Genomic DNA, 25,726 nt, shown 5'->3' on the forward strand with positions numbered 1-25,726 from the left:
TGCTTAAAGTTTCCTTTTAAAAATATAACGTGTTATAAAGATGCCTTGGCCATCTTCTCCTCCCGCGTCACTTTCTACTGCGCTCGTGACAAAAACCAGATCCCAACCTTCTGCAATCATAGAGGTTAGTTTTGATGAAATCACGGCGTCATTGGCAGCAATATTTTGAAAACGAATACCACCAAGGTTATAAAAATTTAACAATTTGGTTTCTTCAAAATCTTTAACTCGAATGTCTTTCCGTTTCGATTTATTCCTCCCATTATCATCTTCCGTTTGCGTTGATGTGAATTTTTTATAATCTCTGTTTTCATTTGCAGAAATCAATCTTGATCTACCAAGGCCATTTGGTACTATAGACTCTACACTTGTTATTACCTTTACTTCCCATTTTGGGGTGGTTTTTGTTGCTGTATCCTGCTCTTGAGCATCTAAACCAAAGATTGAGGCTAATACAAATACGCTTAATACAATTATCTTTTTCATGTGTTTTACCTTTTTTAAGGATTTGTTTTTATAGTTAAACTTGTTTCTTAATTTATAAATTTTGTGGCTACTTTCCTCTTTTTAATCTCATTATCACTCATCCAATGTATGTCATCAAAACTAGCAGAATCTAAGGTATAGAAATAATATTCTGGACCATCTTCCTTACCCATACACATTGTGAAAAACTCTATTTGATATTGATGGGCAGGATGATCTTTTGGAATATCTGTTGCTGTATATGCTCCAGCTCCCCAAGAATGTACACCAATTTTTGCACCTTTATTAACAATACGTTCTTTACCTGCACAAAATAAGTCGACACCACCAGAAGCAATAACACTATTGCTCAATACTTTTGTAGTGAAGCCATGTTCTCTAACCAAACGTCCAGTATGCATATTAACCTCATCATTTACTGAACCCGAGATGTTTCCTAAAACTAAAGTTTTGATATTAGGGTGATTCTTGATGACGTCTTTTAGCTGTATAAAAGTAAGCGTCCCTAAAGTTCCATTTATATGTGCTTCATTATCCTTAATCTCTATGGTGCTATCACCTGCTCCCATAATGGCTTCGTTTGTGGTAAAGGAAATATCATATGTCGAATCTGAAGTTACATCGTTAAGATTCCCCTTAAATGATACATCTAATTCTTCTATGTCATTTACGATTACATTAATGTTTCCAATGGCTTTTGGATTATTGTACAAATCTTCTAAAATTGGACTCTCCTCTTCAGATAGTTTAACAAGGTTTCCATTAAATATTAAACCATGCGTTTCGAAGTTTTTATCATTAAATATAGACACATTTTCTGCAATCTGTAATAGCGTTTTTTCGTTATCTCCTTCTTTAAATACTGTAATTAAAAAGAGTTCATTTCCGTCTTCCTCTGGCATAAAAAAGATTATAGGATAGTTCTTCCCATTGATTTTTATCTTTGTGTTTTTTATCAGCTTAAATTGCTCTTTTGCAACGCGATCTATGTCTTTTTTTGATATGCCTTCATCTTCAAAGTTTGCCCAACATTTATTGTTATACCAATAACCGTTGTTATTATCACATTCCTTTTTTGTTGTTACATTATAGGTTTTTGATAGTTCCTTTACATTCAATTGCCCGCTACAGGACAAAGATGTTACTACTAAAAACGTGGTAATTAATACATTCTTCATTTTTCTTTTATTTTAAATTATACAATAGCTTTTTAAACAAAAAAAATGCACATACCTCTTCCTAAAAAAGAGGTATGTGCATTTTACTACACAAATTTTAACGATGTCATTTTTCCTATTTCTTCCTCATGCTGAAAAACGACTGTTACAAGATGTTATATATTTAAGACGCTAAGGTGAAGAAAATGTTACAACTGATATCTAAACTATTATTATGGCCTAATCATTTTGAGTTGTGTTTCTACGCTTAAGATTCATACATTGCTAAATAATCGCAAACATAAAACCAGCATCAATATATCTCCATATTTTAATTCATAAGTTCCTCTATCTCATCGGCTTCAATTGGAATATTCCTCATAAGATTAAATGGCTCTTCAGAATCTTGAATCACAACATCGTCTTCTAAACGAATACCAAACCCTTCGTCGGGAAGGTAAATTCCAGGTTCTACAGTAAATACCATATTGGCTTGCATTGGTTCTGTTAAAATTCCATAATCATGTGTATCTAATCCCATATGATGAGACGTACCATGCATAAAATACTTTTTATAGGCAGGCCAATCTTTATTTTCATTTTGAACATCGGCCTTATCCAATAAACCTAATCCTAATAGTTCTGAAGTCATTAACTTCCCAACCTCAACATGGTAATCTGCCCATATTGTTCCTGGGACCAACAACTTCGTGGCATCATTTTTCACGCGATTTACTGCATTATATACGGCTTTCTGTCTATCTGTAAAACGACCTGAAACTGGTATTGTACGAGACATATCACTAGCATAATTAGCGTATTCGGCTCCAACATCCATTAGGATTAAATCGCCTGCTTTACATTGCTGATTGTTTTCAATATAGTGTAAGACATTGGCATTATTTCCTGAAGCAATTATCGGTGTATATGCAAATTTCTTAGAACGATTACTTAGAAATTCATGCATGAATTCAGCTTCAATTTCAAACTCCCAAACGTCAGGCTTAACAAAATTTAAAACGCGACGAAATCCTTTTTCGGTGATATTACAGGCCTGTTGTAATAAGTCTAATTCTATAGTGTCTTTAACAGAACGTAGTCGTTGTAATATTGGGTTGCTCTTTGCTACGCTATGTGCAGGATATTTTTCTCGTAACCATTTTGTATAGCGATCTTCTCTTGTTTCTGTTTCAACTGAAGCTCTATAATGTTCATTAGTATTAATATAAACAGTATCGCACTGTGTCATAAGTTCAAACATGATTTTCTCCATATCTTGAAGCCAATACACCGTTTTAATCCCGCTTGTTTCTAAGGCTGACTCTTTGGTTAATTTTTCACCTTCCCAAACTGCTATATGCTCGTTAGTTTCTTTTAAAAATAAAACTTCTCTATGTTGTTCTTTTGGGCAATCTGGAAACAAAACCAAAATACTTTCCTCTTGATCCACTCCGCTTAAATAAAATATATCACGATGCTGTTCAAATGGCATTGTACTATCTGCACTTATCGGATAAATATCATTAGAGTTAAAAACCGCTAAGCTATTTGGCTTCATTTTTGACATGAAGTTTTTTCGGTTTTTAATAAAAAGGTTACGATCAATTTTGTGATATTTCATGAGGTTATGAATTTATATTCCCAACAAAGCAGGAATCAATGAATACTTATTTCTTCAAAAATAATTAAAGAAAAATGTATTTAACCAGCCAAATGGCGTTAATTTATATTTTTCCGAATTCTACTCATATGTCGGTCTGAAATCCCTAAAAAAGACGCCAAATAGTGTAAAGGAACTTGTTGTAGTAATTTGGAGTCATTACTCAATAACTTCTTATATCGTTCTTCTGGAGAAAGTGTCAACAAATCAATTCGATAATCATCTATAAGGTAAATTTGATTTTCAATTAGATTGTAATAAAACTTATAAAACCCAGTGTTATTTTCTAATAAATAGTTGAATCCATCAAGATTAATTACCCAAAGTTCGCACGCACTAATCGCTTTTATACTTTTTCTTGAAGCCTCATTGTTGATAAAACTTTTTAATGCCGATGTACAAGAGTTCGTCATAGCTAAATACGTTGTCTTTTCTTCGCCTGACACTAAAATAGAATGTTGTAGAACACCTGCTTCTATAAAACAGAAATAAGGGCAGACCTCACCTTCTTTAACGAAAAAATCATTTCGTTTTAAACTTATCTTTTGAAAAACCCCAGATATTTCAGAAACCCCGTCTTCTAACCGATTGTCGTTCATAACAAGTCTTAAATAATTTTCGAAATTGGCTTTTGACATTTTTATTCCAATATATTGATAGGATGAAACCTAAAGTGACGTAAAGATAAATAGATTAACTAATTCTTTTATTTTGTCGTTAAAATGTTATATTTGTTCGTTGAAATGCAAATTTCGATTACTAACCCTAAATTTACGACATGAAAAAAACTACACTAACCACTGTGTTATTAGCAGTATGCTTATCCCTATTAGTAGTAAACACATCCAATGCTCAAGAACTTTTATATGAGGTTCCATTGCAGACACAAGTACAATCTTCTTCAAAAATTATAGAAGGAAAAGTAATCTCGAAGGCTTCTTTTTGGGATAATGACCATCACAATATATATACTGTGAATACTGTAGAGGTCTATAAAATTTTTAAAGGTCAATCTATAACTGAAACCATCGAAATTATTACTCCAGGAGGTACAGTTGGGTCAGAATCTGAGATCGTAACTCCTAGTTTAACATTAAATATTGGAGATCTTGGTGTTTTTATGCTTCACAATAACGATGTGTCTTTAACTAATAATAGTACCCAAGCCACGTTTAAACCATTTGCATCATCGCAAGGGTTTTATAAGTATAATCTAAATAACAATACCGTTCATAATCCTTTTCAAGCTAAAGAAGGTATTACAAGTACTTTTTATAATCAAATTAGAACCCTAACGAATCATACAGCTATTCTCGAGGTTGCTGATTTTGATGTGGATGCTATTTTCGAAAGTAATAATGCCAACAGAAATGTAAATGGTACGACTTCAATAACAAGTTTCGCTCCTACAACTTTAAATGGAGGTGTAAAAGATCAATTAACAATTACTGGAGCTGGTTTTGGAGCTACAGAAGGTACAGTAGAATTTAGAGATGCCAATGCTGGTGGGGAAGACAATATGGGAACTCCTGTTTATTATGCTGCCCTTTCTACTCAAATTGTAAGCTGGTCAAATACTGAAATCATCGTAGAAGTTCCTTCTAGAGCTGGAACTGGTGACATTAGAGTAACTACTAATGGTGGTGGGTCTTCTGACGTATCAAGTCAAACATTAACAGTCTTTTATTCTCAAATCAACCCTTCTAATGGGACTAACGCTTTTTCTTCTCAACATTTTGACACTAATGGAAATGGCGGATACACATGGCAAATGTTTACAGATTTTGATGCCAATGCGAGTGCTAAGGCTTCGTTCTTAAGAGCTTTTGATACATGGGTTTGTACCACAGGTATTAATTGGGAAATTGGCGCAGTTACAACAACAGATGTTATTGCATCAGATGGAATAAACATTATTCGTTTTGATAATGGTACAGAATTACCTCAAGGTGTTCTTGGACGTTGTACATCAAGATTTGGTTCTTGTGGTGGACTCGAAGCGGTTGTTACCGAATTGGATATTGTGTTTAACGATACATTTACTGGAAGTTTATCTGCTCTCTCTTGGGAGTATGGTCCTGGTACTGCTACTGGTTTTGAAGTAGATTTTGAAAGTGTTGCCGTACACGAATTAGGACATGGTCACCAATTAGCCCATATTATTGATTCTGGAGAAGTAATGCATTACTCCATTGCAAATGGTCAAAACAGTAGAGATCTTGGTGCAAGCGACTTAGCAGGAGGAACTAATGTTATGAATACTAACATCAATACTTCGGTATGTTCTCAACCTCAAATGACCTATTCGGCATGTTCTACACTTGGCGTAGACGAAAGTGTTTTAATCGAAAATATATCTGTTTTTCCTAATCCAGCTAAAAACAGTTTAAATATTCGTAATGCGTCTAGTATTTCGATAGAAAATATGAGTATTTATGATGTTAGAGGAAGACATATACTTACTGAAAGTGGAGATACATCGAATAACTTAAACACTATTAATGTAAGTCAGTTAAATTCGGGAGTTTATTTTATTAAAATACAAATGGACCATTTAACGATAAGCAAAAAATTCATTGTAGAATAAATTAAATAATGCTAAAGCACAAAAAAGGCGTTCAAATTACATGTTGAACGCCTTTTTATAGTATTACTATAGAGTTATTTACTACCCATAGCATTCTTTATCATTCCCACGATTGCCATGAGAACGCCACCTCCAACACCACCTCCAGCAACACTACCAAGTATGCTTGATAAATCCATGCTAGTTGAAGCTGCGGCTGCTTCTGCGCCTCCTAATCCTAACATTCCTAAAAGTTGACCGCCAAGCCCTCCTCCAAGGAGTCCTAAAATTGAGTTACCAAGTGTTCCTAAAGAAAACTTCTTCATTAGTGATCCTGCCAGATTTCCACCAACAGCACCGCTGACTAATTGGATAATTAAAGGTAAATACTCTTCCATTTTTAATAAAGTTATTAGTTAATATTTTGAAAAATAGTGATTTTTTTAGTTAAAAAAATAAAAACCATTCAATTTAATTAACATTTTTATTACAAATTTAAAAACAATGACCCATTTAATTCTATTGTTTTTAATGGACTTAATTTGATCTATTTGGTACTGGATCTTCATCTACAGGCAATAAAAGCTGAAAATCATAACCATATATGAGATTTTTCAATTTATGATAATCTCCTGTTTTAGGTAGCTGAATTTCATTGTTCTCTAGTGCCTCTCTTATTGCTTTCAAATTAATAATACCCCAAGAATCTTGTTTTGCCAATGGCATAAATACCTTATAGCGCTTATACCCTCTTTTATACCTTTCAAAATTGTCGATGATTTTTCCGTCACTTCCAATTTCATATGGTTTCCATGAGTTAATGGTTGTTGCAACGGTTCCGTTTTTCTGTGCTAAAGATTCTACAAGTTCACCTATGTCATATGCACCATTTGAAAATGTTTTTTTAGCATGTAGACTCCCTATCTTCGTAAAAACCTTTGGTTGTCTTTCTTTTTTTGTCGCTTGATTATAATGGCTCATAAAATTATTACGCATGTAGCTAATTCGATCTACATGAGAGTCATTTCTCCAATTAATATAAATATCCCAACTAATAATTAAATCTTTAATAAGAGCTTGTGCCTTTTCATTAGACTTATCAAATGCATCAAAATAGTCCCTAACTACCTTTTCTTTTTTAATGCGACTATAGGCGCCATCGATTTCGTTCTTAAATTCGGCTAAAAAGTGCTTAAACATAATTGCTTTAGCTTGGTTTTGAAGCGAAACTATGTTGCTGTAATTTGGATGCTCTTTTGCCGTTTTTGTTAGCTCATCCATTAAGAAAAAAGCCGAGAAATAAAATTCTTGATCTAATCCCCAAAGTTGCATATTTCGAACACGTGCTTCTTTTAGAAATTCGGCATCTGAGATGCTCGTAAAAAATGGAATGGGCTCGGCAACCTCTTCGCCTTGAACTACCGTATACTTTGAATAAAAGGAGTTTAAGTTTTCAACCGTTTTGGACGCTGGTGTAGACAATTCGGCGAGTTTAGTTGCAGAATGTGGTCCAACCTCAATGGCAAAATACTTAAATCCAGCATCAGAAAGTAAAGGAATAAATGCTTTATTAAAAATTGAAGTTTGATTTGAACCATGCATTTCACCGTAAACCACAAATTGTGATTGATTAGCAATAGCTTCTATAACCGATTTACCTTCTCCAGAAATTGTATTGTCTTTAATGGAGAAATAATGAGTGTATGATCTTAAAATCTCTGTATCTAAATTGGGTGGTTCGTTTTGAGCTTCTACAGTGTGACATACAATAATAGCAAGCAATAATATAAAAGTATTTTTCATGTGATAAAAAGTTTATGTTAAACGCTATTGTAATATTAGTACGTTATGTTTTGAGGGTTTTCAAAATATGATATACGCATATGTAGATTATGTCAATGCCTTGTTTTATTCTATTTTTGAAGTGATCCCATAAATATCGGTATTGGTGTAAAAAAACAACCTGTTCGTATAATTAAACAAACAACTCTATAGAATGGTATTAAATTCGTTGCATGCGGTTATCTAAAGAACTTAAATACAATATTATTTTTGGGTTATTACTCATTTTAATAGGGCAAACCTGGGAATATTCTAACGACTTAATTTTTAATCAAGGAAGAACAACTTGGTTTAAACCAGGATCAGTTATACTCTTTTTTACCTATAACATTGCCTATTTTACTGTTTACATTTTAAATTATCTGATTTTCGCTCCGCGATTTCTAAAGCCTAATAAAATTGTGCAATACCTGTTTTCATTTGTTATAATGACCTTATGTTTTGCTGTTGTTAGGTTTCTTTTAGAAGAGGTTTTAATTTTAGAGTTGTTTAATTTCCATAATTATAACCTAGAAAGACAAAATATCGTAGCCATTTATCTCACAGATAGCGCTTTGTACGCCTTAAGGCCCTGTCTATTTAGTAGTCTAATGTTTTTGTTCTTTAGATTCGCAGAAAATAAATCTAGAATGCATCAATTAGAATTACAGCATCAAGAAGCTCAAATGGCAATGCTAAAATCTCAAATAAGCCCACACTTCCTTTTCAACACTTTAAATAGTTTTTACTCAGAATTATATGAAACACAAACCGAAACCGCAGATGATATTCTAAAACTGTCTAAATTATTACGATATGTCACGTATGACTCTAAAGATAATTTTATGCCATTAGCTAAAGAAGTCAATTTCATTCAAGATTATCTTTACTTTTATAAACGGAGATATGAAGACGAATTTTATGTGGATTTATCAATAAAAGGAAACGTAAGCACCCAAAAAGTCCCATCACTCATGCTTATTCATTTTGTCGAAAACCTATGTAAGCATGGCATCATAAACGATTCAAAACACCCAGCATCTATTAAAATTAATGTGGAAGATCAATTTTTGGAAATTCAAACCACAAATGAAGTAAATGCTTCTGAAAATTATATGGACAAGGGAATTGGATCTCATAATATTAAAAAACGTTTAGAGCTTTTATTTGATAAAAACTACACATTGAATACCGAAAACGAAAACAATATGTACTTCGCTTATTTAAAAATACCGCTTTAATGCAACAATTAAAATGTATTATTATAGATGACGAACCAGCAGCTGTACGGTTGCTAGAGCGCTATGTGTCTAATGTAGCCTTTTTAAGGTTACAAGAGACATTTACCAAACCTTTGGAAGCACTAGCTTTTTTAGAGTCTAATACAATAGATTTAGTGTTTTTAGATGTTCAGATGCCACAAATCACAGGCATTCAATTGTCAAAAATAATTACACCAAACACCCAAATTATATTCACTACGGCATATTCAGAGTTTGCCTTAGATAGCTATGACGTAGCCACTACAGATTACCTATTAAAACCGTTCGCCTTTGAACGTTTTTACAAAGCAGTTCTAAAAGCGCAAAAACATGCTTTGCATCCTTCTAAAACTGAAGACAATGAAGAGGGTTACATCTTTATAAAAACGGATGGCAAGCATAATTTTAATCGGGTTTTTATTGAAGATATTCTGTTTATTGAAGGCTTAAAAAATTATGTTTCAGTGCAGTTAAGTGGTCAACAAATTATAACCTATTCTACCTTAAAGCATCTATCAGATAGATTGCCTAAAACCCAATTTATTCAAATTCATAAGTCATATATTATTGCTTTTTCTCATATAGATAAGATTGATAATGATAGTGTATGGATTGGTGCAAAACAACTACCAATAGGCAACACTTATCGGAAAAAATTCTTTGAAGCTATTAACAAAAGACAGCTTTAAAGTGTTCTAAATATTTATAATGCATAAGCGTTAAATACAGTCCAAAATCATAGTTGTTATTTAAAAAATTGGTAATTTCATGCCAATAAAATTCTAACCAATATGTTCTATTCAAGATTTCTTTCATTTGCGCTTATTCTTAGTACTACTACAGTAATTGCTCAACAACCTGCAACCTCATCACAAACCATTGAGAATGCTATTGCCCAAAAGGAACAACTCTCAAAAACGTCTTTAGTTAAAAATGTTATGCTCGAAAATATCGGACCAACAATTATGAGCGGTAGAGTAACAGATTTAGATGTTAATCCAGAAGACCCAACAGAGTTCTATGTTGGCTATGCCTCTGGAGGTGTTTGGCACACAACCAATAATGGTACAACATTTAAGCCTATTCTAGATTCATCAAACACCCAAAATGTAGGTGATATCGCAGTAGACTGGAACAATGGAACTATTTGGGTTGGAACAGGAGAGAACAATTCATCCCGATCAAGTTATGCTGGAATTGGAATTTTAAAGTCTTCTGATAACGGAAAGACATGGCAAAATATGGGACTTAGAGACTCTCATCACATTGGTCGAATTTTAATAAACCCTAACAATCCAAATGAAGTTGTAGTTGGTGCTACCGGTCATTTATATTCTCCAAATCAAGAGCGAGGTATTTATAAAACTACAGATGGCGGAAAAACGTGGTCTCAAAAATTATTTGTTGACGACATGAGCGGCATTATAGATGTACAGCGCGACCCAAATAATTACAATCTTATGTTCGCGTCGTCTTGGACAAAAGATCGTAAAGCATGGAATTTCGACGGAAGTGGTAATAATTCTGCGATTTACAAAAGTACCAATGGTGGAGATACTTGGGCAAAAGTTTCTGTCGAAAAAAGTGGTTTCCCAACAGGTAAAGGTGTAGGCCGAATTGGTCTAGCAGTTTTTGATAATGACATTATTTATGCTATTCATGATAGTCAATTTCGACGCGCTTCCGAAGACAAAAAAGAGACTCCTAATAGTTTAACTAAGGAAGATTTCAAAACCATGTCTACCGAAACATTTTTAACATTAGATAATAAAAAGCTAAACGCGTACTTAAAAAGAAACGGTTTCCAAGAAAAGTATAGAGCAGACAATGTTAAACACATGGTTCGTAGTGGAAATGTGAAACCTATTGACCTTGCAAAATATTTGGAAAACGCCAATTCATTATTGTTTGACACCCCTGTTATTGGAACAGAAGTGTATAAAAGTACCGATGGGGGAATAACTTGGAAGAAAACCCATGATGGTTACCTAGATGATATTTATTACAGTTATGGCTATTACTTTGGGCATATTTATGTGGCGCCAAATGACGCGAACAATATCTACATTTACGGCGTACCTATTGTAAAATCTAAAGACGGAGGAAAAACGTTCAAATCTATTAGTGCTGAAAACGTTCATGCAGATCACCACGCACTTTGGATTAATCCTAAAAACCCTAATCACCTCATTAATGGTAATGATGGTGGGGTAAATATCACCTATGATGATGGTGAGAACTGGATTAAAAATAATTCACCCTCTGTAGGGCAATTTTATGCAATTAATGTTGACAACGCAAAGCCTTATAACGTGTATGGCGGACTTCAAGATAATGGGGTTTGGGTTGGTGCTAATAATGCCCGAGAAAATAAAAGATGGCATCAAAGCGGACAGTATCCTTGGGAAAGTATAATGGGAGGTGATGGTATGCAAATTCAAATAGATAATAGAGATCACAATGTTGTGTACACTGGTTTTCAATTTGGAAATTATTTTAGATTAAACCTAGAAACTGATGAACAGAGCTACATACAACCGAAACATGAACTGGGAGAAAATCCATATCGTTTTAATTGGCAAACACCTATATTATTGTCTCCCCATAATCAAGACATTCTTTATTTAGGAGGGAATAAACTCATGCGTTCTATGAATCAAGGTTCAGACTGGACAGCAATAAGTGATGATTTAACTAATGGAGGAAAAAAAGGGAACGTTGCCTATGGTACTTTAACAACACTAAGCGAATCTCCTTTTCAATTTGGTTTAATTTATACAGGAAGTGACGATGGCCTGGTCTATATTAGCAAAGATGCTGGAGGAAGCTGGGAAAACATTTCTAGTACATTACCTAAAGATCTTTGGGTGAGTCGTGTTGTCGCTTCTGAACATAAAAAAGAACGTGTTTATGTTACACTTAATGGCTATCGCTGGGACGATTTTAAAGTTTATACTTATATGAGCGATGACTATGGAAAAACATGGAAAGACATTAGTTCAAACATTCCTGCTTCTCCTGTTAATGTTATAAGGGAGGATTCTGAAAATGAAAACATTTTATACCTAGGAACAGATAATGGTGCTTATGTCTCTTTTAATCAGGGACAACACTGGGAAGCGTTTAGTAACGGACTTCCAAACGTTGCTGTGCACGATATTGTAGTACAACCCGATGCAAAACATTTGCTAATAGGAACCCATGGAAGAAGTATTTACAAAGTTGATATTGCTCCTCTTCAACAAATGGACACTAAAATGATGTCTCAACCAATCACGCTGTTTAAGGTTAATGACACTAGGTATTCATCACGATGGGGAGATTCATTTAGTCAATGGTCTAGCCCTTTTGAACCGGAAATAGAAATATCGTTCTTTTCTAATGTTTCAGGAGAAAAAACAATGAAAGTACTTTCAGAAAAAGGTGCAGTATTAAACGAAATAAAAATGACAGCAGATAAAGGGTTTAACTATACTAGTTACGACTTGTCTCTCAATCAAAAAGGTCGAAAAGCACTTCTAAAAGAAAATTCTGGAATCATAATAAATAAAGCAAAAAATGGTAAGTATTACCTTCCAAAAGGGCTATACACCATTCAAGTTGACGGCGAAAAAACAAGATTCGAAATAAAATAAAGCTTGGGCTTAGGAGTTATACTAGAAACTCTAACAGAAATATATGAATACATCAAGATTAATTTGTGCCTTGGTATTTCTTTTAGTCTTTTCATGTAGTGAAGACCAAGATGACACCGCACAAGTTACTGGCCCAAACCTCATCATTAAACTAGAATTTAACCCTAATCAAGAACGCTTAGGTAATCTTGGTCAACCAGTATCTGTAGCAGATGGCAATGCGGCACAATCACCTACAATTAATAGAATGAGTGCTAATTATATTGAGTTTGCTCCTTTAGCAACAACCGCATTAGGAACTGGCGAAATTATTTTTGAAGGTAATGAAACAAATGCCGGAGGTGATCAAGCCATTGATTTTCAAAATGCCGTTTTTGCTGGTCATAATGAAACATTTCTAACCCTTCCATTAAGTACTGTTTCTGCAGGAAATTATAAATGGGTAAGGGTGTCTTTAGCCTACCAAGAAGGCACTATCAATGTCTTAGTAGACAATCAAGATATTTCTGGAACATTAGCAAGTTTTGTAGGATACAATTCATACATCACATCATTTGATCTCAATGGAAATACTATCGCTGTAAATGAAAATAAAGCTCAAGGGTTTTGGGTCTTTGAAGCCTTAGGGTTTACCTCGCAAGGTCAAGCTCCAGAAGGCGCAACAACAGTACCTAATCCTTTGTTTAATTCATCTCCAATACCACAAGGATCTTGTGTAGTTACAGGTGAATTTCAAAATGGATTAAGCATTTCTGGAGCAGAAACCGAAGATGTTGTAGTAACACTATCATTCTCTATAAACAATAGTTTTGAATGGATTGAAGTAAATTCAGACGGAAAATACGAACCCCAAGCTGGAGAACAGGTAGTAGATATGGGACTAAGAGGATTAATCCCTAGTATTTCAAATTAAGCCCATTATTAAAACTCCAAAACAACATCTAAGTAGATTATAGACACGTTTTAAAATAATTGACATTTCTTTTGCAGTTTTTTGACATTTATTAAATCACACCTACTTAGTTTTACACGGAACAAATTATCACTTTTAAAAAAAAATTAAAATACTACAACACTAATACATTTATATAACTAATATTTGCAACCTAACTATAATAAATTATGCTAAAGTCCGCCTTTCTACTCCTAGCATTATTTCTCTCTTCTATTGCCTTTGCGCAAGATGAGACAAGTAATGATCTTAAAATATTTCTTGATTGTAACGTCTGTGACAACACCTATATGAGGCAAAATCTAGGTAACGTACAATTTGTGAGAGACCAAGGCCTTAGCGATGTTCATTTGTTCTTTGTTACTCAAAGAAATGGTAGTGGAGGACGTTCCTACGAAATCGATTTTATTGGAAAAAACGAGTTTGAAGACATCAACTACAAATTAGAATTTTCAACAGATTCTAATATGACAAGAGATGATGAAAGAAAACGTACTTTAGAATATATCAAACTTGGTTTAGTACGATTTTGGATCGCCAATGGTACCATGACAAACGTCACAGTATCTGTTCCTAGCCCAGAAACCGAAACCGACAGTAAACCAGAAAAAGACCCATGGAATTACTGGGTGTTTCGTATTGGAGCAGGCGGTTATTTTAACGGACAAGAATCTAATAAATCCAGTAATTTAAACGTTAATGTCTCTGCCAGACGTGTGACAGAGAAAAATAAATTCTCTCTCAGACTTAATTTTGGTGAAAACAAATCAACTTTTACTTTTGATGGCGACGATATTGTAGCCATAAATAATAACAAATCTTTAAATGTAAGTGATGTTTTAAGCATCAATAATCACTGGTCTTATGGGTTCTTCGGAAATATTGGAACATCCACCTATAGCAACTACGAGTTGTTTTGGAGATTTAGACCTGCCATTGAGTACAACTTTTTTAACTATGCCGAATCGGCCAAAAAACAACTCATATTATCGTATAGAAATGGCCTTGTTTTCAACGACTATATTGAACGCTCTATTTTTGGTGAGGAAAAGGAACTTTTATTCGAACACTCTGTTCTTTTAGGCGGAAGTATTCGTCAGGAATGGGGAAATATTAATGGTGAAGCCTCTTTCAGTCAATACTTACATGATACCGATTTACATTCCTTTGGGTTTTATTTAGGCGCCAATGTTCGAGTTTTTAAAGGGTTTAATTTCAATGTTGGTGGTAACTATAGAATTACACGAAACCAGATTAACCTTCCTGCTGGAGATGTGTCGCTTGAAGAATTATTACTACAACAACAACAACTTCAGTCGGGTTATAACTACTGGGTTAACATAGGTTTTAGCTATCAATTTGGATCTATATACAACTCTATTGTGAACCCTAGATTTAACTTTTAATTAAACCCATTCTAAATAACTAAAATAGAAGCTAAAATTTGTAGCGCATACCTATGAACCTTATCTTTGTAGTACAAATAATTAACTACAATTATAATGAGCGGAATTTTAAATTCGTCGATAGGAAGAAAGTTTGCTATGGCACTTTCAGCACTCTTCCTAATGATTTTCTTACTTCAACATTTTGCAATTAATATTCTTTCTGTCTTTAGTCCAGATACTTTTAACGATGTTTCTCACTTTATGGGCACGTTTTGGGTCATTCAATATGTATTGCAGCCTGTATTAATTCTTGGTGTAATTTTCCATTTCGTTATGGGTTTTGCATTAGAACTTAAAAACAAAAAGGCTAGAAACATCAGCTATGCAAAAAATAATGGTGCTGCAAATTCTTCATGGATGAGTAGAAATATGATCTGGAGTGGATTGGCAATATTGGCTTTTATTGGATTGCACTTTTACGATTTTTGGTTTCCAGAAATCAACACAAAATTCATTCAAGGCGATATGTCTGGCCTAATCAATCCAGATGTTGCCGATAGTGGGTTTAGATATTACGAAGAATTACAACATAAATTTCACAGTCATGTAAGAACTATTCTATATGTTATTGCTTTTGTGTTTTTAGCGCTACACCTTTTACATGGTTTTAGCTCTGCGTTTCAATCGGTTGGAGCAAATAATAAATATACTAAAGGACTAAAAGGTTTTGGAAAAGCATACGCTATTCTAATCCCACTAGGCTTTGTTTTTATTGCGCTTTATCATCATCTTAAATATGTATTATCATAATTATGGCTTTAGATTCTAAAATACCTAAAGGTCCTATTGCAGACAAATGGACTAACTATAAAAATCACATCGACCTTGTAAATCCTGCAAATAAACGTAACATCGATGTTATTGTTGTTGGAACAGGTTTAGCTGGTGGATCTGCAGCTGCAACTTTAGCAGAACTTGGTTATAATGTAAAAGCATTTTGCTTTCAAGATTCTCCGAGACGCGCGCACTCGATTGCCGCTCAAGGTGGTATTAATGCCGCAAAAAATTACCAAGGTGATGGAGACTCCACTTACAGGTTGTTTTACGATACTGTTAAAGGAGGTGATTATAGATCAAGAGAAGCTAACGTTTATCGTTTAGCAGAAGTTTCGGCAAATATTATTGACCAATGTGTTGCTCAAGGCGTTCCTTTTGCACGCGAATATGGTGGTTTATTAGATAATCGTTCATTTGGTGGAGTATTAGTCTCAAGAACATTTTACGCTGCTGGACAAACAGGACAGCAATTGTTACTTGGTGCCTATTCAGCAATGAATCGCCAAATTGGTCGTGGTAAAATCAAAATGTATAACCGTCACGAAATGCTTGATGTTGTTGTTGTAGATGGAAAAGCTCGTGGTATTATAACGCGCAACTTAATTACAGGTGAAATTGAAAGACATTCGGCGCATGCAGTTGTTTTAGGAACTGGTGGTTATGGTAATGTATTTTTCCTATCAACAAATGCTATGGGAAGCAATGTAACAGCTGCTTGGAAAGCCCACAAACGTGGTGCTTACTTTGCAAATCCTTGTTATACTCAAATTCACCCAACATGTATTCCTGTTTCTGGAGATCATCAATCTAAACTAACCTTGATGTCTGAGTCTTTAAGAAATGATGGACGTATTTGGGTTCCTAAGAAAAAAGAAGATGTTGAAGCTATTAAAGCTGGAACATTAAAACCAAAGGATTTAGCTGAAGACGATCGTGATTACTACTTAGAACGTCGTTATCCTGCTTTTGGTAATTTAGTGCCTCGTGATGTAGCCTCTCGTGCTGCTAAAGAACGTTGTGATGCTGGTTATGGTGTCAACGCAACTGGTGAAGCCGTGTTTTTAGATTTCGCTTCTGCAATTGAACGTTACGGGAAAGAGCAAGCTCACGTTAAAGGTTTAGACGAGAATGATGCGGCTCTAGTAAAGTCTTTAGGGCAAGAAGTTGTTAAAAACAAATACGGAAACCTATTTCAAATGTATGAGAAGATCGTAGATCAAGATCCATACAATACACCAATGATGATTTATCCTGCAGTTCACTATACTATGGGAGGCGTTTGGGTAGACTATAATTTAATGACTACAGTTCCTGGACTCTATTGTATTGGAGAAGCGAACTTTTCTGATCATGGAGCTAACCGCTTAGGCGCTTCTGCCTTAATGCAAGGTTTAGCAGATGGCTATTTTGTGTTACCATATACTATAGGAGATTATTTATCTGATGATATTCGTACTGGTCCTATTTCAACAGATACGAAAGAATTTGAAGATGCCGAAAAAGAAGTTAAAGACAAACTAAATTTCTTTGTCACGAACGAAGGACAACATTCTGTAGATTATTTCCATAAGAAATTAGGTAAAATCATGTGGAATAAAGTTGGTATGTCTCGTAATGTGAAAGGTTTAACTGAAGCGATTTCGGAAATAAAAGAATTACGTGAGCAATTCTGGAAAGAAGTTAAAGTGCCCGGAACAAATGATGAGTATAATGAAGAACTAGCTAAAGCTGGTCGTGTTGCAGATTTCTTAGAACTAGGAGAATTATTCGCTAAAGACGCACTTAACAGGGAAGAATCTTGTGGAGGACACTTTAGAGAAGATTCAGTAGAACTGGATGGAGAACAAAAAGGTGAAGCAAAACGTGATGACGATAACTTTGCATATGTAGCAGCATGGGAATATAAGGGAGAACCTAGCGATGCCGTTTTACATAAGGAAGAATTAGAATTTAAAGATATTGAACTAAAGCAAAGAAGTTATAAATAAAAAAAGTACCAACTAACTATGAATACTTTAACACTTAAATTAAAGAAGGTTGATCCAGTTAAATATGCGATTATTGCAACATTAACCTATCTAGCAATTATGCTAATACTAATTGTCCCTATAATGTTAATTGGTTCAGCAGTTGGCGCGTCTCAAGATTTAGCAGGAGGCTTTGCCATGTTAGGTGGTGGTCTTTTTGCTATTGTATTTGGTTTAATTTTTTATGGCATTATTATATTTATTGTAACCTTAGTAGCTGCATTAGTTTTAAATTTCATTCTAAAGAAAACTGGAGGTTTACCAATGGACTTCGAAAAAAATGGATTGGATGTTGGTCAAATAGGGCAAGACTTTTTAAACGAAAAAAATTAGAAAATAAATTCATTATCATATGAATCTTACACTTAAAATATGGCGTCAAAAAAACGCTAACGATAAAGGAAAAATGGTAGACTATAAGGTCAATGATATTTCTCCTGATATGTCTTTCCTTGAAATGTTAGATGTTTTAAATGAACAATTAATAAATAAAGATGAAGAACCTATTGCCTTTGATCATGACTGTCGTGAAGGTATTTGCGGTATGTGTTCTTTATATATCAATGGAGAAGCTCATGGTCCAGATCGTGGCATAACAACCTGTCAGTTACATATGCGTATGTTTAAAGATGGTGACACTATTTATATAGAGCCATTTAGAGCAGCCGCTTTCCCTGTAATTAAAGATTTAATCGTAGATAGAAGTGCTTTTGATCGTATTCAGCATGCAGGAGGGTTTATCTCTGTAAATACTTCAGGAAATACAATAGATGCTAATGCTATTCCAATTAATAAACATGATGCAGACGATGCCTTTAGTGCAGCAACTTGTATTGGTTGTGGCGCTTGTGTGGCTTCGTGCAAAAACTCTAGCGCAATGTTATTTGTTGGAGCTAAAGTATCGCAATTCGCATTGCTACCTCAAGGACAAGTAGAAGCCACAGATCGTGTCTTGAACATGGTGAAACAAATGGATGAAGAAGGCTTTGGAAATTGTACAAATACTGGCGCATGTGAGGTAGAATGTCCTAAAGGGATTTCTTTAGAAAACATCGCTCGTATGAACCAAGAATATTTAAAGGCCTCACTTAAAGGATAAACTAACCAACCATATTCTAAATATATTTTAACCCAAGTTGTAATGACTTGGGTTTTTTGTTTTGTAACGCACGTCGATTTCAATCGTCTTTTATACAGAACTAAACCAGCATCCATCAAAAAATGAAACGACTAATCATCTTATTTGTTATCGCAATATTCTTCTATTCTTGTTCAAAAGATTCTGATAACACTATTGACTATACCATATCGCCAATAACTAAAAATGGTGAGGAACTTCTAAAAGTTAAAATGGCCTTTAAGGTTAAAAGTAACGAAACATCAACTTTGCTTTTTCAAGATACAGCTTGGGGACAAGACAGTTTACATAATGTTATAAGAGATATTAAAGTCCTTTCAGAACAAAGTAGTATCCATTCAAATAGAGATAGTGGATGGTATCAAATAACCCATCCTAAAGACATAAAACACGTTGAGCTAGAATACACTATAAAGCAAGATAGCGAAGGTGAATTAACCACATGGGATACGTATAGACCAATCATTCAATCTGATTATTTTCATCTGTTTTCCCACAATTTTCTAATGCTTCCTAAAGCCATCATAGACGCCTCAAACAACAACTTTAATGTTGTCATTAAATGGGAAGGTTTTCCTGAAGATTATGCCATTGTAAATAGCTTTGGAAGTCATGAACGTGTTCAACACATAGAACATATTTCAGAAGAAAAATTTCATACCGCAATTTTCACTGGAGGTGACTTTCGAATCTATGATATAAATATAAAAGGTAATAATGTCGCTTTTGCTATTAGAGGAGATTGGAAAGTTTTTCAAGACTCAACAATGGTAAATATTTTGAAAAAAACGATTGTTAAACAACGTGATTTCTGGCAAGATCATACCCAAGACTATTTTGCTGTGACATTAATTCCAACAATTCAAGAAAGAGGAAGTAGTTTTCAAGGCTCCGGACTAACCAATTCATTTGCCACTAATGCATCTAACAATGAGTATCTAGAAACGCAAGGCTTAGTCTATTTATTTAATCACGAATTACAACATAACTGGACAGGACATATTATTAAAAATGATAATGAGGAAGAGCAATACTGGTTTAGTGAAGGATTTACAGATTATTATACTATTAAAAATATTGCAAAAGGGAACATATTTAATCTAGACGAAAGTTATTTCATAAATGAGTTTAACAACTTTATTAAATCACTTTATACATCTCCTGTAAAAGACGTTCCAAATAGTGAAATGACCTACGAAAATTTCTGGAGCGGTAAAGAAGGAATGCAAAAGTTACCCTATCGTCGTGGCGCTATTCTAGCCTTTTATTTAGATCAAAAAATAAAGCAAGACAGTAATGGTAAATATTGTTTAGATAACGTTTTGTTAGATTTTAAAAATGATGCCCTTGAAAACAAACAGAAAATCACACACGCCTATTTCATTCAAACAGTAAACAACTATGTCAATGACGATTTTAAACCTTTTTTTGACACACATATTGAAAACGGACAACTCTATAATTTAGAACACATATTCAAAAATTTTGGTTTCGAATATACTCCAACATCAGAAGTCTTTGATCTAGGTTTTATCTTTTCTGAAGACAAGAAAAGTATTGTTTCAATAGACGAAAATTCTGCAGCATATAAGGTTGGATTGCGCGCTGGGGACCGAATAATTAGCAGAAGCTATTACCTTGATTCTATTGAGCACGAAGCCGAATTTACTGTTGTAAGAAACGGAAACGAAATAGCATTCGCTTATTTACCTGTGCGTAATGCTAAAATCCCTCTATTAAAAAATAACCAACATAATAAAAACCTTTTAAACCTATAAAAGCCTAATTATTCGTTCAAAAACTCAAGTATAATCATGGGTTTTTTTGTTTCTTTATACCTCAAATTAAAATATGAGCAATCCCATATCATTCTATAAATCTGAGTTATCAAAGAACCAAAATGAAGTAACGTCTTTACAGAAACGTATACTATTACTTAGTACTTTACGTCTTATTACCTTTCTTCTTACAGCAAGCGCCATTTATATCGCATTTCCAAACTGGCAAATGGCCACAGTTTTTGGAGTTATTGGATTAACAGTTTTTATCGTCTTCCTTTCGAGGTATACCGATACAAAAGCAAAACGCAAACTTCATAAGGCACTTGTACATATTAATGAAGAAGAATTAAAAATTGCTTCGGGAGCGTATTACCATAGAGATCCAGGTGTACAATTTCAAGATCCAAAACACTATTACAGTTTAGATATTGACCTCTTTGGGAAAGGTTCTTTTTTTCAATATATAAATAGAACCATTTCAACTGAAGGGAAAACCCAATTGGCCAATGCATTAAAGGCCAACAATACCAATGCTATCAAACAACGCCAAGAAGCTATTAAAGAATTATCTCATAAAACCGAATGGACTCAACTTTATGCTGCGACAGCAAGTTTAATAACAACCGAAACACCAGCACCAACCATTATCAAATGGTTAAAAAATCACAAGAGTTATATTCCAAAACATATGAAATGGGTGCCTTGGGCATTCGCCATAGTTTCTATAACATTGTTGGTTTTAGCCATTTTCGAGATTCTTAATATAGGTGTTTTCGGTTACTGGATTTTCGCAGGTTTAGGGCTAACAGGTATCTATTTAAAAAGCATCAATACATTAGCTTCTAATTCAGATAAAACAAAGGATACGTTTAAGCAATACGCATCGCTTTTAAATCAAATTGAAAATGAAAATTTTAGTTCAACATTTCTTCAGGAAAAACAAAAGAAAATTCAATCTGAAGGCAAGAAAGCATCAACCATTTTTTCTGAATTCTCAAAACATTTAGACGCATTAGACAATAGAAATAATCTCATTTCTGCCCTCTTCGGAAATGGTTATCTTTTATCTGATATTAAAAATGCATTTAAAGTTGAACAATGGATTTCTAATTATGCACATAAGGTTGAAGATTGGTTTGAAGTAGTTTCGTTTTTTGATGCTTATAACAGCTTAGGCATTTATGCCTTTAACCATCAAGACTATACCTATCCTGAAATCTCAATAGATCATTCTGTAATTCAGGCAGAAAATTTAGGCCATCCGTTATTAGATAAAACAAAACGTGTTACGAGTAATGTTGCTATTAAAAATCAAGAGTTTTTTATAGTTACTGGGGCAAATATGGCTGGCAAAAGCACCTTTTTAAGAACCATCTCCTTACACATTGTTATGGCTAATACAGGCTTACCTGTTTGTGCAACTTCTAGTACCTACGCACCAGTAAAGCTCATTACAAGTATGCGTACCAGTGATTCTTTAACAGATGATAGTAGTTATTTCTTTTCAGAATTAACACGTTTAAAATTTATTGTTGATGAAATTGAAAAAGAACCTCACTTTATTATTCTTGACGAAATTTTAAAAGGCACTAATAGTACAGACAAAGCTATAGGTTCGCGAAAATTTGTGGAGAAATTAGTGGCAGGCAGTGCAACAGGTATTATTGCAACACACGATTTGAGTCTTTGTGACATTTCAGAAGAACTCAACGAAGTTAAAAACTATTATTTTGATGCCGAAATCGTCAATGATGAACTCTATTTTGATTACAAACTAAAAACAGGTGTTTGTCAAAATATGAATGCTAGCTTTCTTTTAAAGAAAATGGAAATTGTAGATTAATTTTTACTAGACCTTAGAAATTAGTACTTACTACAACAAACCTTATAAACAAAAAACCCATTCTCAATGAGAATGGGTTTTATATTATTGGGTAAAATTCAGTTTAAGCTTCAAACGGCTCAATAGAAACAAAAGATTTACCATCTTTCTTCTTTGTGAATTTTACAACACCATCAACTTTAGCATGTAAAGTGTGGTCTTTTCCTCCATACACATTTTCACCTGGGTGATGTGTATTACCTCTTTGTCTTACGATAATGTTTCCTGCAATTGCAGCTTGTCCACCAAATATCTTAACACCTAAGCGTTTCGATTCTGATTCTCTACCGTTTTTAGAACTACCTACTCCTTTTTTATGAGCCATTGTCTTAAGGTTTTATATTGTTATACTTAAGTGGAATGCCTTAGGCTTTACCACCATCTAATTCATCTTGCCATTTCTTCAATTCATCCCACTTCCCATCAGCAGCTAATTTAGCTTGCTCTGGCCAAGTATCTGTCACGTGGTTTCCACGAACATCTGCAATGATTTCAGAAATTTTTGCTGGTTTTGCTTTTGCTAAATCAGCAAAAGTTACAATTCCTGCTTCAACTAAAGTTGATGCAATCTTTGGTCCAATACCTTCGATTTTCTTTAAATCGTCTGCCTTTCCAGTTGCTTTTTTAGGAGCAGCTTTTTTAGCTTCTGCCTTTGGAGCAGTAGCCTTTTTTGGTTCGGCTTCTTTAGTTTCTTTCTTCGGAGCAGCTTTCTTAGCTGGCTTAGCTCCTGAAGAAACGATAGATTCGATTACGATTTCAGATAAAGATTGTCTGTGTCCATTTTTTACACGGTAACCTTTTCTTCTTTTCTTTTTGAAAACTATCACTTTATCACCTTTAAGGTGCTTTAAGACTTTAGCACTTACTTGTGCTCCGTCTATAGCTGGGGCGCCTAAAGTTACATTGTTACCATCTCCAATTAAAAGAACGTTATCGAAAGAAACTTTCTTACCTTCTTCTGTTGCTAAACGGTTAACAAAAACTTTTTGGTCTTTTTCAACTTTAAATTGATGCCCTGCTATCTCTACAATTGCGTACATAGCGTAACGTTTTTATTAATTAATTTGTTCAAAAAATGAGTGCAAATATACGCCTAAATTATTAATCTACAAACGTTTTAAGGATTTTGAGGGATATTATAACTTTTTTTGAAGACTTGCATAAACGCAAGAGATAAAACAACCGTAGAAGCTAAACCTTCAATAAGAATAATAAAAACAAGGATTCCTGCTCCTGTTCCATAGCTTGTAAACCACTCACCTAATATTTTTTCGGTAAATGCTGGGTCGAGATGAAACATATAAACAGACATAAAAGCTGTAAATAAAAACGTGGCCATAAATCCTGTTATTAAGGCTGTTTTTATGCCATTGATATAAGAGAAATTACCGCCAGACCTCAGTTTGTAGTATTTTATTGCAAAATAAATTCCCGCACACATAACTACTCCATTGAGTAGACGTAACCAAGGGTTTTCATGCAAGTCAAACAATTTTAATATTAGAAAATAAGCGATTAAACTTATAGTAATAAACAGTCCGTATTTTAATGCAACCGAAAATGAAGTATTCATAACTGTCTGGTTTTTAAATCGAAAGATTACTAAAGTTCGTGAAAAATTTGATCAAAATTGCCATTTTTAAGATTTTTTTAGTCCTAAAACCTCGAAAAAAGCGATGCTATTCGCTATTTTTGTGAGAAATATGTAACATTTTATAAAAATGGTACACTTATGACACATGTTGAAAAATTTAAAACAAACTCACAATTAATTTAAAACGAACTCACAATGAAAAAATGCCTATTATTTTTAGCTTCTTTGATGCTTGTTGGCTTTTCTGCCAACGCTCAAAAAGTTGAATTTGAAGAATTTGACTTAGATAATGGACTTCACGTTATCTTACATCAAGACAATACTGCTCCTGTGGTTACTATTGGTGTAATGTATGATGTTGGAGGAAAAGATTTAGGAGGAAAGCCTGAAGCACCTCGTACAGGATTTGCTCACTTTTTTGAACACCTACTATTTGAAGGAACAAAAAATATCGACAGAGGAGAATGGTTTACAATCGTTTCTTCTAATGGAGGAAGCAATAATGCAAACACCTCACTTGATAGAACATATTATTATGAAGTATTCCCTTCAAACAATTTAGAATTAGGACTTTGGATGGAATCAGAACGTATGTTACATCCTGTAATTGACCAAGTTGGTGTAGATACGCAAAATGAAGTTGTAAAAGAGGAAAAACGTTTACGTTATGATAACTCTCCTTACGGACAGTTTTTATTTGCTGTTAGCGAAAACCTATTTAAAGTACATCCATATAAAAATAAGAACATTGGTGAAATGGCCGATTTGGACGCTTCTACCTTAGAGGAATTTCAAAACTATTTCAAAAAATGGTATGGGCCTAATAATGCAGCATTAGTTGTTGCTGGTGATATAGATTCTAACGAAGCTAAAAAATTAATCAAAAAATACTTCAAAGATATTCCAAGAGGAACAGACCCAGTTAGAGCATTCCCTAAAGAAGAACCAATTACAGAAACAATTGAAGCAAAGTTCTATGATCCAAATATTCAAATTCCTGGTATCATCGCAGCTTACAGAACACCTGGTTTTAAAAGCAGAGATGCTTATGTATTGAGCATGGTTTCTGCATATTTGAGTGATGGAAAAACGTCAAAATTATATAAGAAAATAGTAGACGAGAAAAAAATGGCGCTTCAAGTTGGTGCTATCAACATTGACCAAATGGATTACAGCATCTATGCTGTATATGGACTTCCACTTGGAGACACATCTCTAGACACTTTACTTACTGAAATAGACGAGGAAATAGCAAAAATGCAAAACGAATTGATTTCTGAAAAAGACTTCCAAAAACTTCAGAATAAATTTGAAAACAGATTTGTAAATTCTAATTCTAGTATTCAAGGTATTGCCAATTCTCTAGTAAGATATTACATGCTATATGACGACATCAATCTTATCAACAACCAAATTGATATTTATAGATCAATTACGAGACAAGAAATTCAAGATGTTGTAAAAAAATACTTGAACCCTAACCAACGTGTTGAGTTAGAATACTTACCAAAAGAGAAAACTGACAACTAAAAAATAAGAT

22 protein-coding genes are annotated in these 25,726 nt (G+C 33.9%); 13 read left to right on the plus strand and 9 right to left on the minus strand.

Features of this window, described 5'->3' with window-relative positions:
- Nucleotides 1–3: 3 nt before the first annotated feature.
- The 4 genes from Q0893_RS01400 to Q0893_RS01415 form a co-directional block, all read right to left on the minus strand.
- Nucleotides 4–486 (minus strand): hypothetical protein, encoded by a 483-nt coding sequence (locus Q0893_RS01400; RefSeq protein ID WP_299271996.1) that lies wholly within the window; start codon nt 484–486, stop codon nt 4–6.
- Between the two features lie 47 nt (nt 487–533).
- A complete protein-coding gene (locus Q0893_RS01405; RefSeq protein WP_299271998.1) occupies nt 534–1,664 on the minus strand; it encodes a hypothetical protein in 1,131 nt (376 codons plus the stop codon).
- Nucleotides 1,665–1,974: 310 nt separating this feature from the next.
- Nucleotides 1,975–3,264 (minus strand): aminopeptidase P family protein, encoded by a 1,290-nt coding sequence (locus Q0893_RS01410; RefSeq protein ID WP_299272000.1) that lies wholly within the window; start codon nt 3,262–3,264, stop codon nt 1,975–1,977.
- Nucleotides 3,265–3,362: 98 nt separating this feature from the next.
- Entirely contained in the window at nt 3,363–3,941 is a 579-nt protein-coding gene (locus Q0893_RS01415) for a Crp/Fnr family transcriptional regulator (protein ID WP_299272002.1), read from the minus strand.
- A gap of 140 nt (nt 3,942–4,081) precedes the next feature.
- Between Q0893_RS01415 and Q0893_RS01420 the strand changes: the two genes are divergently transcribed.
- Nucleotides 4,082–5,890, plus strand: coding sequence for a T9SS type A sorting domain-containing protein (locus Q0893_RS01420; RefSeq protein ID WP_299272004.1), 1,809 nt, complete (start codon nt 4,082–4,084; stop codon nt 5,888–5,890).
- Nucleotides 5,891–5,964: 74 nt separating this feature from the next.
- On the opposite strand, the gene Q0893_RS01425 is transcribed toward Q0893_RS01420, so the two are convergent.
- Together Q0893_RS01425 and Q0893_RS01430 are read right to left on the minus strand one after the other, a co-directional pair.
- A complete protein-coding gene (locus Q0893_RS01425; protein WP_298901317.1) occupies nt 5,965–6,267 on the minus strand; it encodes a hypothetical protein in 303 nt (100 codons plus the stop codon).
- Between the two features lie 139 nt (nt 6,268–6,406).
- The gene (locus Q0893_RS01430) at nt 6,407–7,672 is read right to left on the minus strand and encodes a hypothetical protein (protein ID WP_298901316.1); all 1,266 of its coding nucleotides are present in this window, start codon (nt 7,670–7,672) and stop codon (nt 6,407–6,409) included.
- A gap of 212 nt (nt 7,673–7,884) precedes the next feature.
- Here Q0893_RS01430 and Q0893_RS01435 point away from each other — a divergent pair, with 212 nt between their 5' ends.
- The 11 genes from Q0893_RS01435 (at nt 7,885) to Q0893_RS01485 (ending at nt 22,553) form a co-directional block, all read left to right on the plus strand.
- Nucleotides 7,885–8,931 carry a sensor histidine kinase gene (locus tag Q0893_RS01435; RefSeq protein WP_298901315.1) on the plus strand — a complete coding sequence of 349 codons (1,047 nt, stop codon included), beginning with the start codon at nt 7,885–7,887 and terminating at the stop codon, nt 8,929–8,931.
- Nucleotides 8,931–9,641 carry a LytTR family DNA-binding domain-containing protein gene (locus tag Q0893_RS01440; RefSeq protein ID WP_298901314.1) on the plus strand — a complete coding sequence of 237 codons (711 nt, stop codon included), beginning with the start codon at nt 8,931–8,933 and terminating at the stop codon, nt 9,639–9,641. Before Q0893_RS01435 ends, Q0893_RS01440 begins: the two co-directional genes overlap by 1 nt.
- Nucleotides 9,642–9,743: 102 nt before the next feature.
- On the plus strand, nt 9,744–12,587 hold the full coding sequence (locus Q0893_RS01445; protein WP_299272008.1) for a sialidase family protein: 2,844 nt from the start codon (nt 9,744–9,746) through the stop codon (nt 12,585–12,587).
- 43 nt (nt 12,588–12,630) lie between these two features.
- Complete coding sequence (locus tag Q0893_RS01450) at nt 12,631–13,500, plus strand: hypothetical protein (protein WP_298901312.1); 870 nt, start codon at nt 12,631–12,633, stop codon at nt 13,498–13,500.
- A 209-nt stretch (nt 13,501–13,709) separates the two neighbouring features.
- Entirely contained in the window at nt 13,710–14,945 is a 1,236-nt protein-coding gene (locus Q0893_RS01455) for a hypothetical protein (RefSeq protein ID WP_299272011.1), read from the plus strand.
- Between the two features lie 96 nt (nt 14,946–15,041).
- Nucleotides 15,042–15,737, plus strand: a complete 696-nt coding sequence (locus Q0893_RS01460; RefSeq protein ID WP_298901309.1) for a succinate dehydrogenase cytochrome b subunit — start codon at nt 15,042–15,044, stop codon at nt 15,735–15,737.
- A 2-nt stretch (nt 15,738–15,739) separates the two neighbouring features.
- Complete coding sequence (locus Q0893_RS01465; RefSeq protein WP_298901308.1) at nt 15,740–17,752, plus strand: fumarate reductase/succinate dehydrogenase flavoprotein subunit; 2,013 nt, start codon at nt 15,740–15,742, stop codon at nt 17,750–17,752.
- A gap of 18 nt (nt 17,753–17,770) precedes the next feature.
- On the plus strand, nt 17,771–18,124 hold the full coding sequence (locus tag Q0893_RS01470) for a hypothetical protein (protein WP_298901307.1): 354 nt from the start codon (nt 17,771–17,773) through the stop codon (nt 18,122–18,124).
- 19 nt (nt 18,125–18,143) lie between these two features.
- The gene (locus Q0893_RS01475; protein WP_298901305.1) at nt 18,144–18,890 is read left to right on the plus strand and encodes a succinate dehydrogenase/fumarate reductase iron-sulfur subunit; all 747 of its coding nucleotides are present in this window, start codon (nt 18,144–18,146) and stop codon (nt 18,888–18,890) included.
- Nucleotides 18,891–19,012: 122 nt separating this feature from the next.
- Entirely contained in the window at nt 19,013–20,707 is a 1,695-nt protein-coding gene (locus Q0893_RS01480) for a M1 family aminopeptidase (protein ID WP_299272014.1), read from the plus strand.
- A 73-nt stretch (nt 20,708–20,780) separates the two neighbouring features.
- Nucleotides 20,781–22,553 carry a DNA mismatch repair protein MutS gene (locus Q0893_RS01485; RefSeq protein ID WP_299272016.1) on the plus strand — a complete coding sequence of 591 codons (1,773 nt, stop codon included), beginning with the start codon at nt 20,781–20,783 and terminating at the stop codon, nt 22,551–22,553.
- A 103-nt stretch (nt 22,554–22,656) separates the two neighbouring features.
- Here the strand turns inward: Q0893_RS01485 and rpmA are convergent, their stop codons facing one another.
- The 3 genes from rpmA to Q0893_RS01500 all read right to left on the minus strand — a co-directional run bounded on the left by rpmA (nt 22,657) and on the right by Q0893_RS01500 (nt 24,165).
- Nucleotides 22,657–22,917: a 50S ribosomal protein L27 gene (gene rpmA / locus Q0893_RS01490; protein WP_204344633.1), complete on the minus strand. Its 261-nt coding sequence runs from the start codon at nt 22,915–22,917 to the stop codon at nt 22,657–22,659.
- 40 nt (nt 22,918–22,957) lie between these two features.
- On the minus strand, nt 22,958–23,632 hold the full coding sequence (gene rplU, locus Q0893_RS01495; protein WP_298901302.1) for a 50S ribosomal protein L21: 675 nt from the start codon (nt 23,630–23,632) through the stop codon (nt 22,958–22,960).
- Nucleotides 23,633–23,709: 77 nt separating this feature from the next.
- Nucleotides 23,710–24,165 (minus strand): DUF4199 family protein, encoded by a 456-nt coding sequence (locus Q0893_RS01500; protein WP_299272018.1) that lies wholly within the window; start codon nt 24,163–24,165, stop codon nt 23,710–23,712.
- A gap of 216 nt (nt 24,166–24,381) precedes the next feature.
- On the opposite strand from Q0893_RS01500, the gene Q0893_RS01505 reads away from it, so the two are divergent.
- Nucleotides 24,382–25,716, plus strand: a complete 1,335-nt coding sequence (locus tag Q0893_RS01505; protein ID WP_299272019.1) for a pitrilysin family protein — start codon at nt 24,382–24,384, stop codon at nt 25,714–25,716.
- Nucleotides 25,717–25,726: the final 10 nt, after the last annotated feature.

It is taken from the genome of uncultured Psychroserpens sp. (assembly GCF_947494225.1).
Taxonomy (GTDB): domain Bacteria; phylum Bacteroidota; class Bacteroidia; order Flavobacteriales; family Flavobacteriaceae; genus Psychroserpens.

What these genes read in the sequence shown, in the direction of transcription:
- Q0893_RS01400 (WP_299271996.1), bottom strand. Translation starts at nt 486, where the DNA reads ATGAAAAAGATAATTGTATTAAGCGTATTTGTATTAGCCTCAATCTTT.
- Q0893_RS01405 (WP_299271998.1), bottom strand. Translation starts at nt 1,664, where the DNA reads ATGAAGAATGTATTAATTACCACGTTTTTAGTAGTAACATCTTTGTCC.
- Q0893_RS01410 (WP_299272000.1), bottom strand. Translation starts at nt 3,264, where the DNA reads ATGAAATATCACAAAATTGATCGTAACCTTTTTATTAAAAACCGAAAA.
- Q0893_RS01415 (WP_299272002.1), bottom strand. Translation starts at nt 3,941, where the DNA reads ATGTCAAAAGCCAATTTCGAAAATTATTTAAGACTTGTTATGAACGAC.
- Q0893_RS01420 (WP_299272004.1), top strand. Translation starts at nt 4,082, where the DNA reads ATGAAAAAAACTACACTAACCACTGTGTTATTAGCAGTATGCTTATCC.
- Q0893_RS01425 (WP_298901317.1), bottom strand. Translation starts at nt 6,267, where the DNA reads ATGGAAGAGTATTTACCTTTAATTATCCAATTAGTCAGCGGTGCTGTT.
- Q0893_RS01430 (WP_298901316.1), bottom strand. Translation starts at nt 7,672, where the DNA reads ATGAAAAATACTTTTATATTATTGCTTGCTATTATTGTATGTCACACT.
- Q0893_RS01435 (WP_298901315.1), top strand. Translation starts at nt 7,885, where the DNA reads ATGCGGTTATCTAAAGAACTTAAATACAATATTATTTTTGGGTTATTA.
- Q0893_RS01440 (WP_298901314.1), top strand. Translation starts at nt 8,931, where the DNA reads ATGCAACAATTAAAATGTATTATTATAGATGACGAACCAGCAGCTGTA.
- Q0893_RS01445 (WP_299272008.1), top strand. Translation starts at nt 9,744, where the DNA reads ATGTTCTATTCAAGATTTCTTTCATTTGCGCTTATTCTTAGTACTACT.
- Q0893_RS01450 (WP_298901312.1), top strand. Translation starts at nt 12,631, where the DNA reads ATGAATACATCAAGATTAATTTGTGCCTTGGTATTTCTTTTAGTCTTT.
- Q0893_RS01455 (WP_299272011.1), top strand. Translation starts at nt 13,710, where the DNA reads ATGCTAAAGTCCGCCTTTCTACTCCTAGCATTATTTCTCTCTTCTATT.
- Q0893_RS01460 (WP_298901309.1), top strand. Translation starts at nt 15,042, where the DNA reads ATGAGCGGAATTTTAAATTCGTCGATAGGAAGAAAGTTTGCTATGGCA.
- Q0893_RS01465 (WP_298901308.1), top strand. Translation starts at nt 15,740, where the DNA reads ATGGCTTTAGATTCTAAAATACCTAAAGGTCCTATTGCAGACAAATGG.
- Q0893_RS01470 (WP_298901307.1), top strand. Translation starts at nt 17,771, where the DNA reads ATGAATACTTTAACACTTAAATTAAAGAAGGTTGATCCAGTTAAATAT.
- Q0893_RS01475 (WP_298901305.1), top strand. Translation starts at nt 18,144, where the DNA reads ATGAATCTTACACTTAAAATATGGCGTCAAAAAAACGCTAACGATAAA.
- Q0893_RS01480 (WP_299272014.1), top strand. Translation starts at nt 19,013, where the DNA reads ATGAAACGACTAATCATCTTATTTGTTATCGCAATATTCTTCTATTCT.
- Q0893_RS01485 (WP_299272016.1), top strand. Translation starts at nt 20,781, where the DNA reads ATGAGCAATCCCATATCATTCTATAAATCTGAGTTATCAAAGAACCAA.
- rpmA (WP_204344633.1), bottom strand. Translation starts at nt 22,917, where the DNA reads ATGGCTCATAAAAAAGGAGTAGGTAGTTCTAAAAACGGTAGAGAATCA.
- rplU (WP_298901302.1), bottom strand. Translation starts at nt 23,632, where the DNA reads ATGTACGCAATTGTAGAGATAGCAGGGCATCAATTTAAAGTTGAAAAA.
- Q0893_RS01500 (WP_299272018.1), bottom strand. Translation starts at nt 24,165, where the DNA reads ATGAATACTTCATTTTCGGTTGCATTAAAATACGGACTGTTTATTACT.
- Q0893_RS01505 (WP_299272019.1), top strand. Translation starts at nt 24,382, where the DNA reads ATGAAAAAATGCCTATTATTTTTAGCTTCTTTGATGCTTGTTGGCTTT.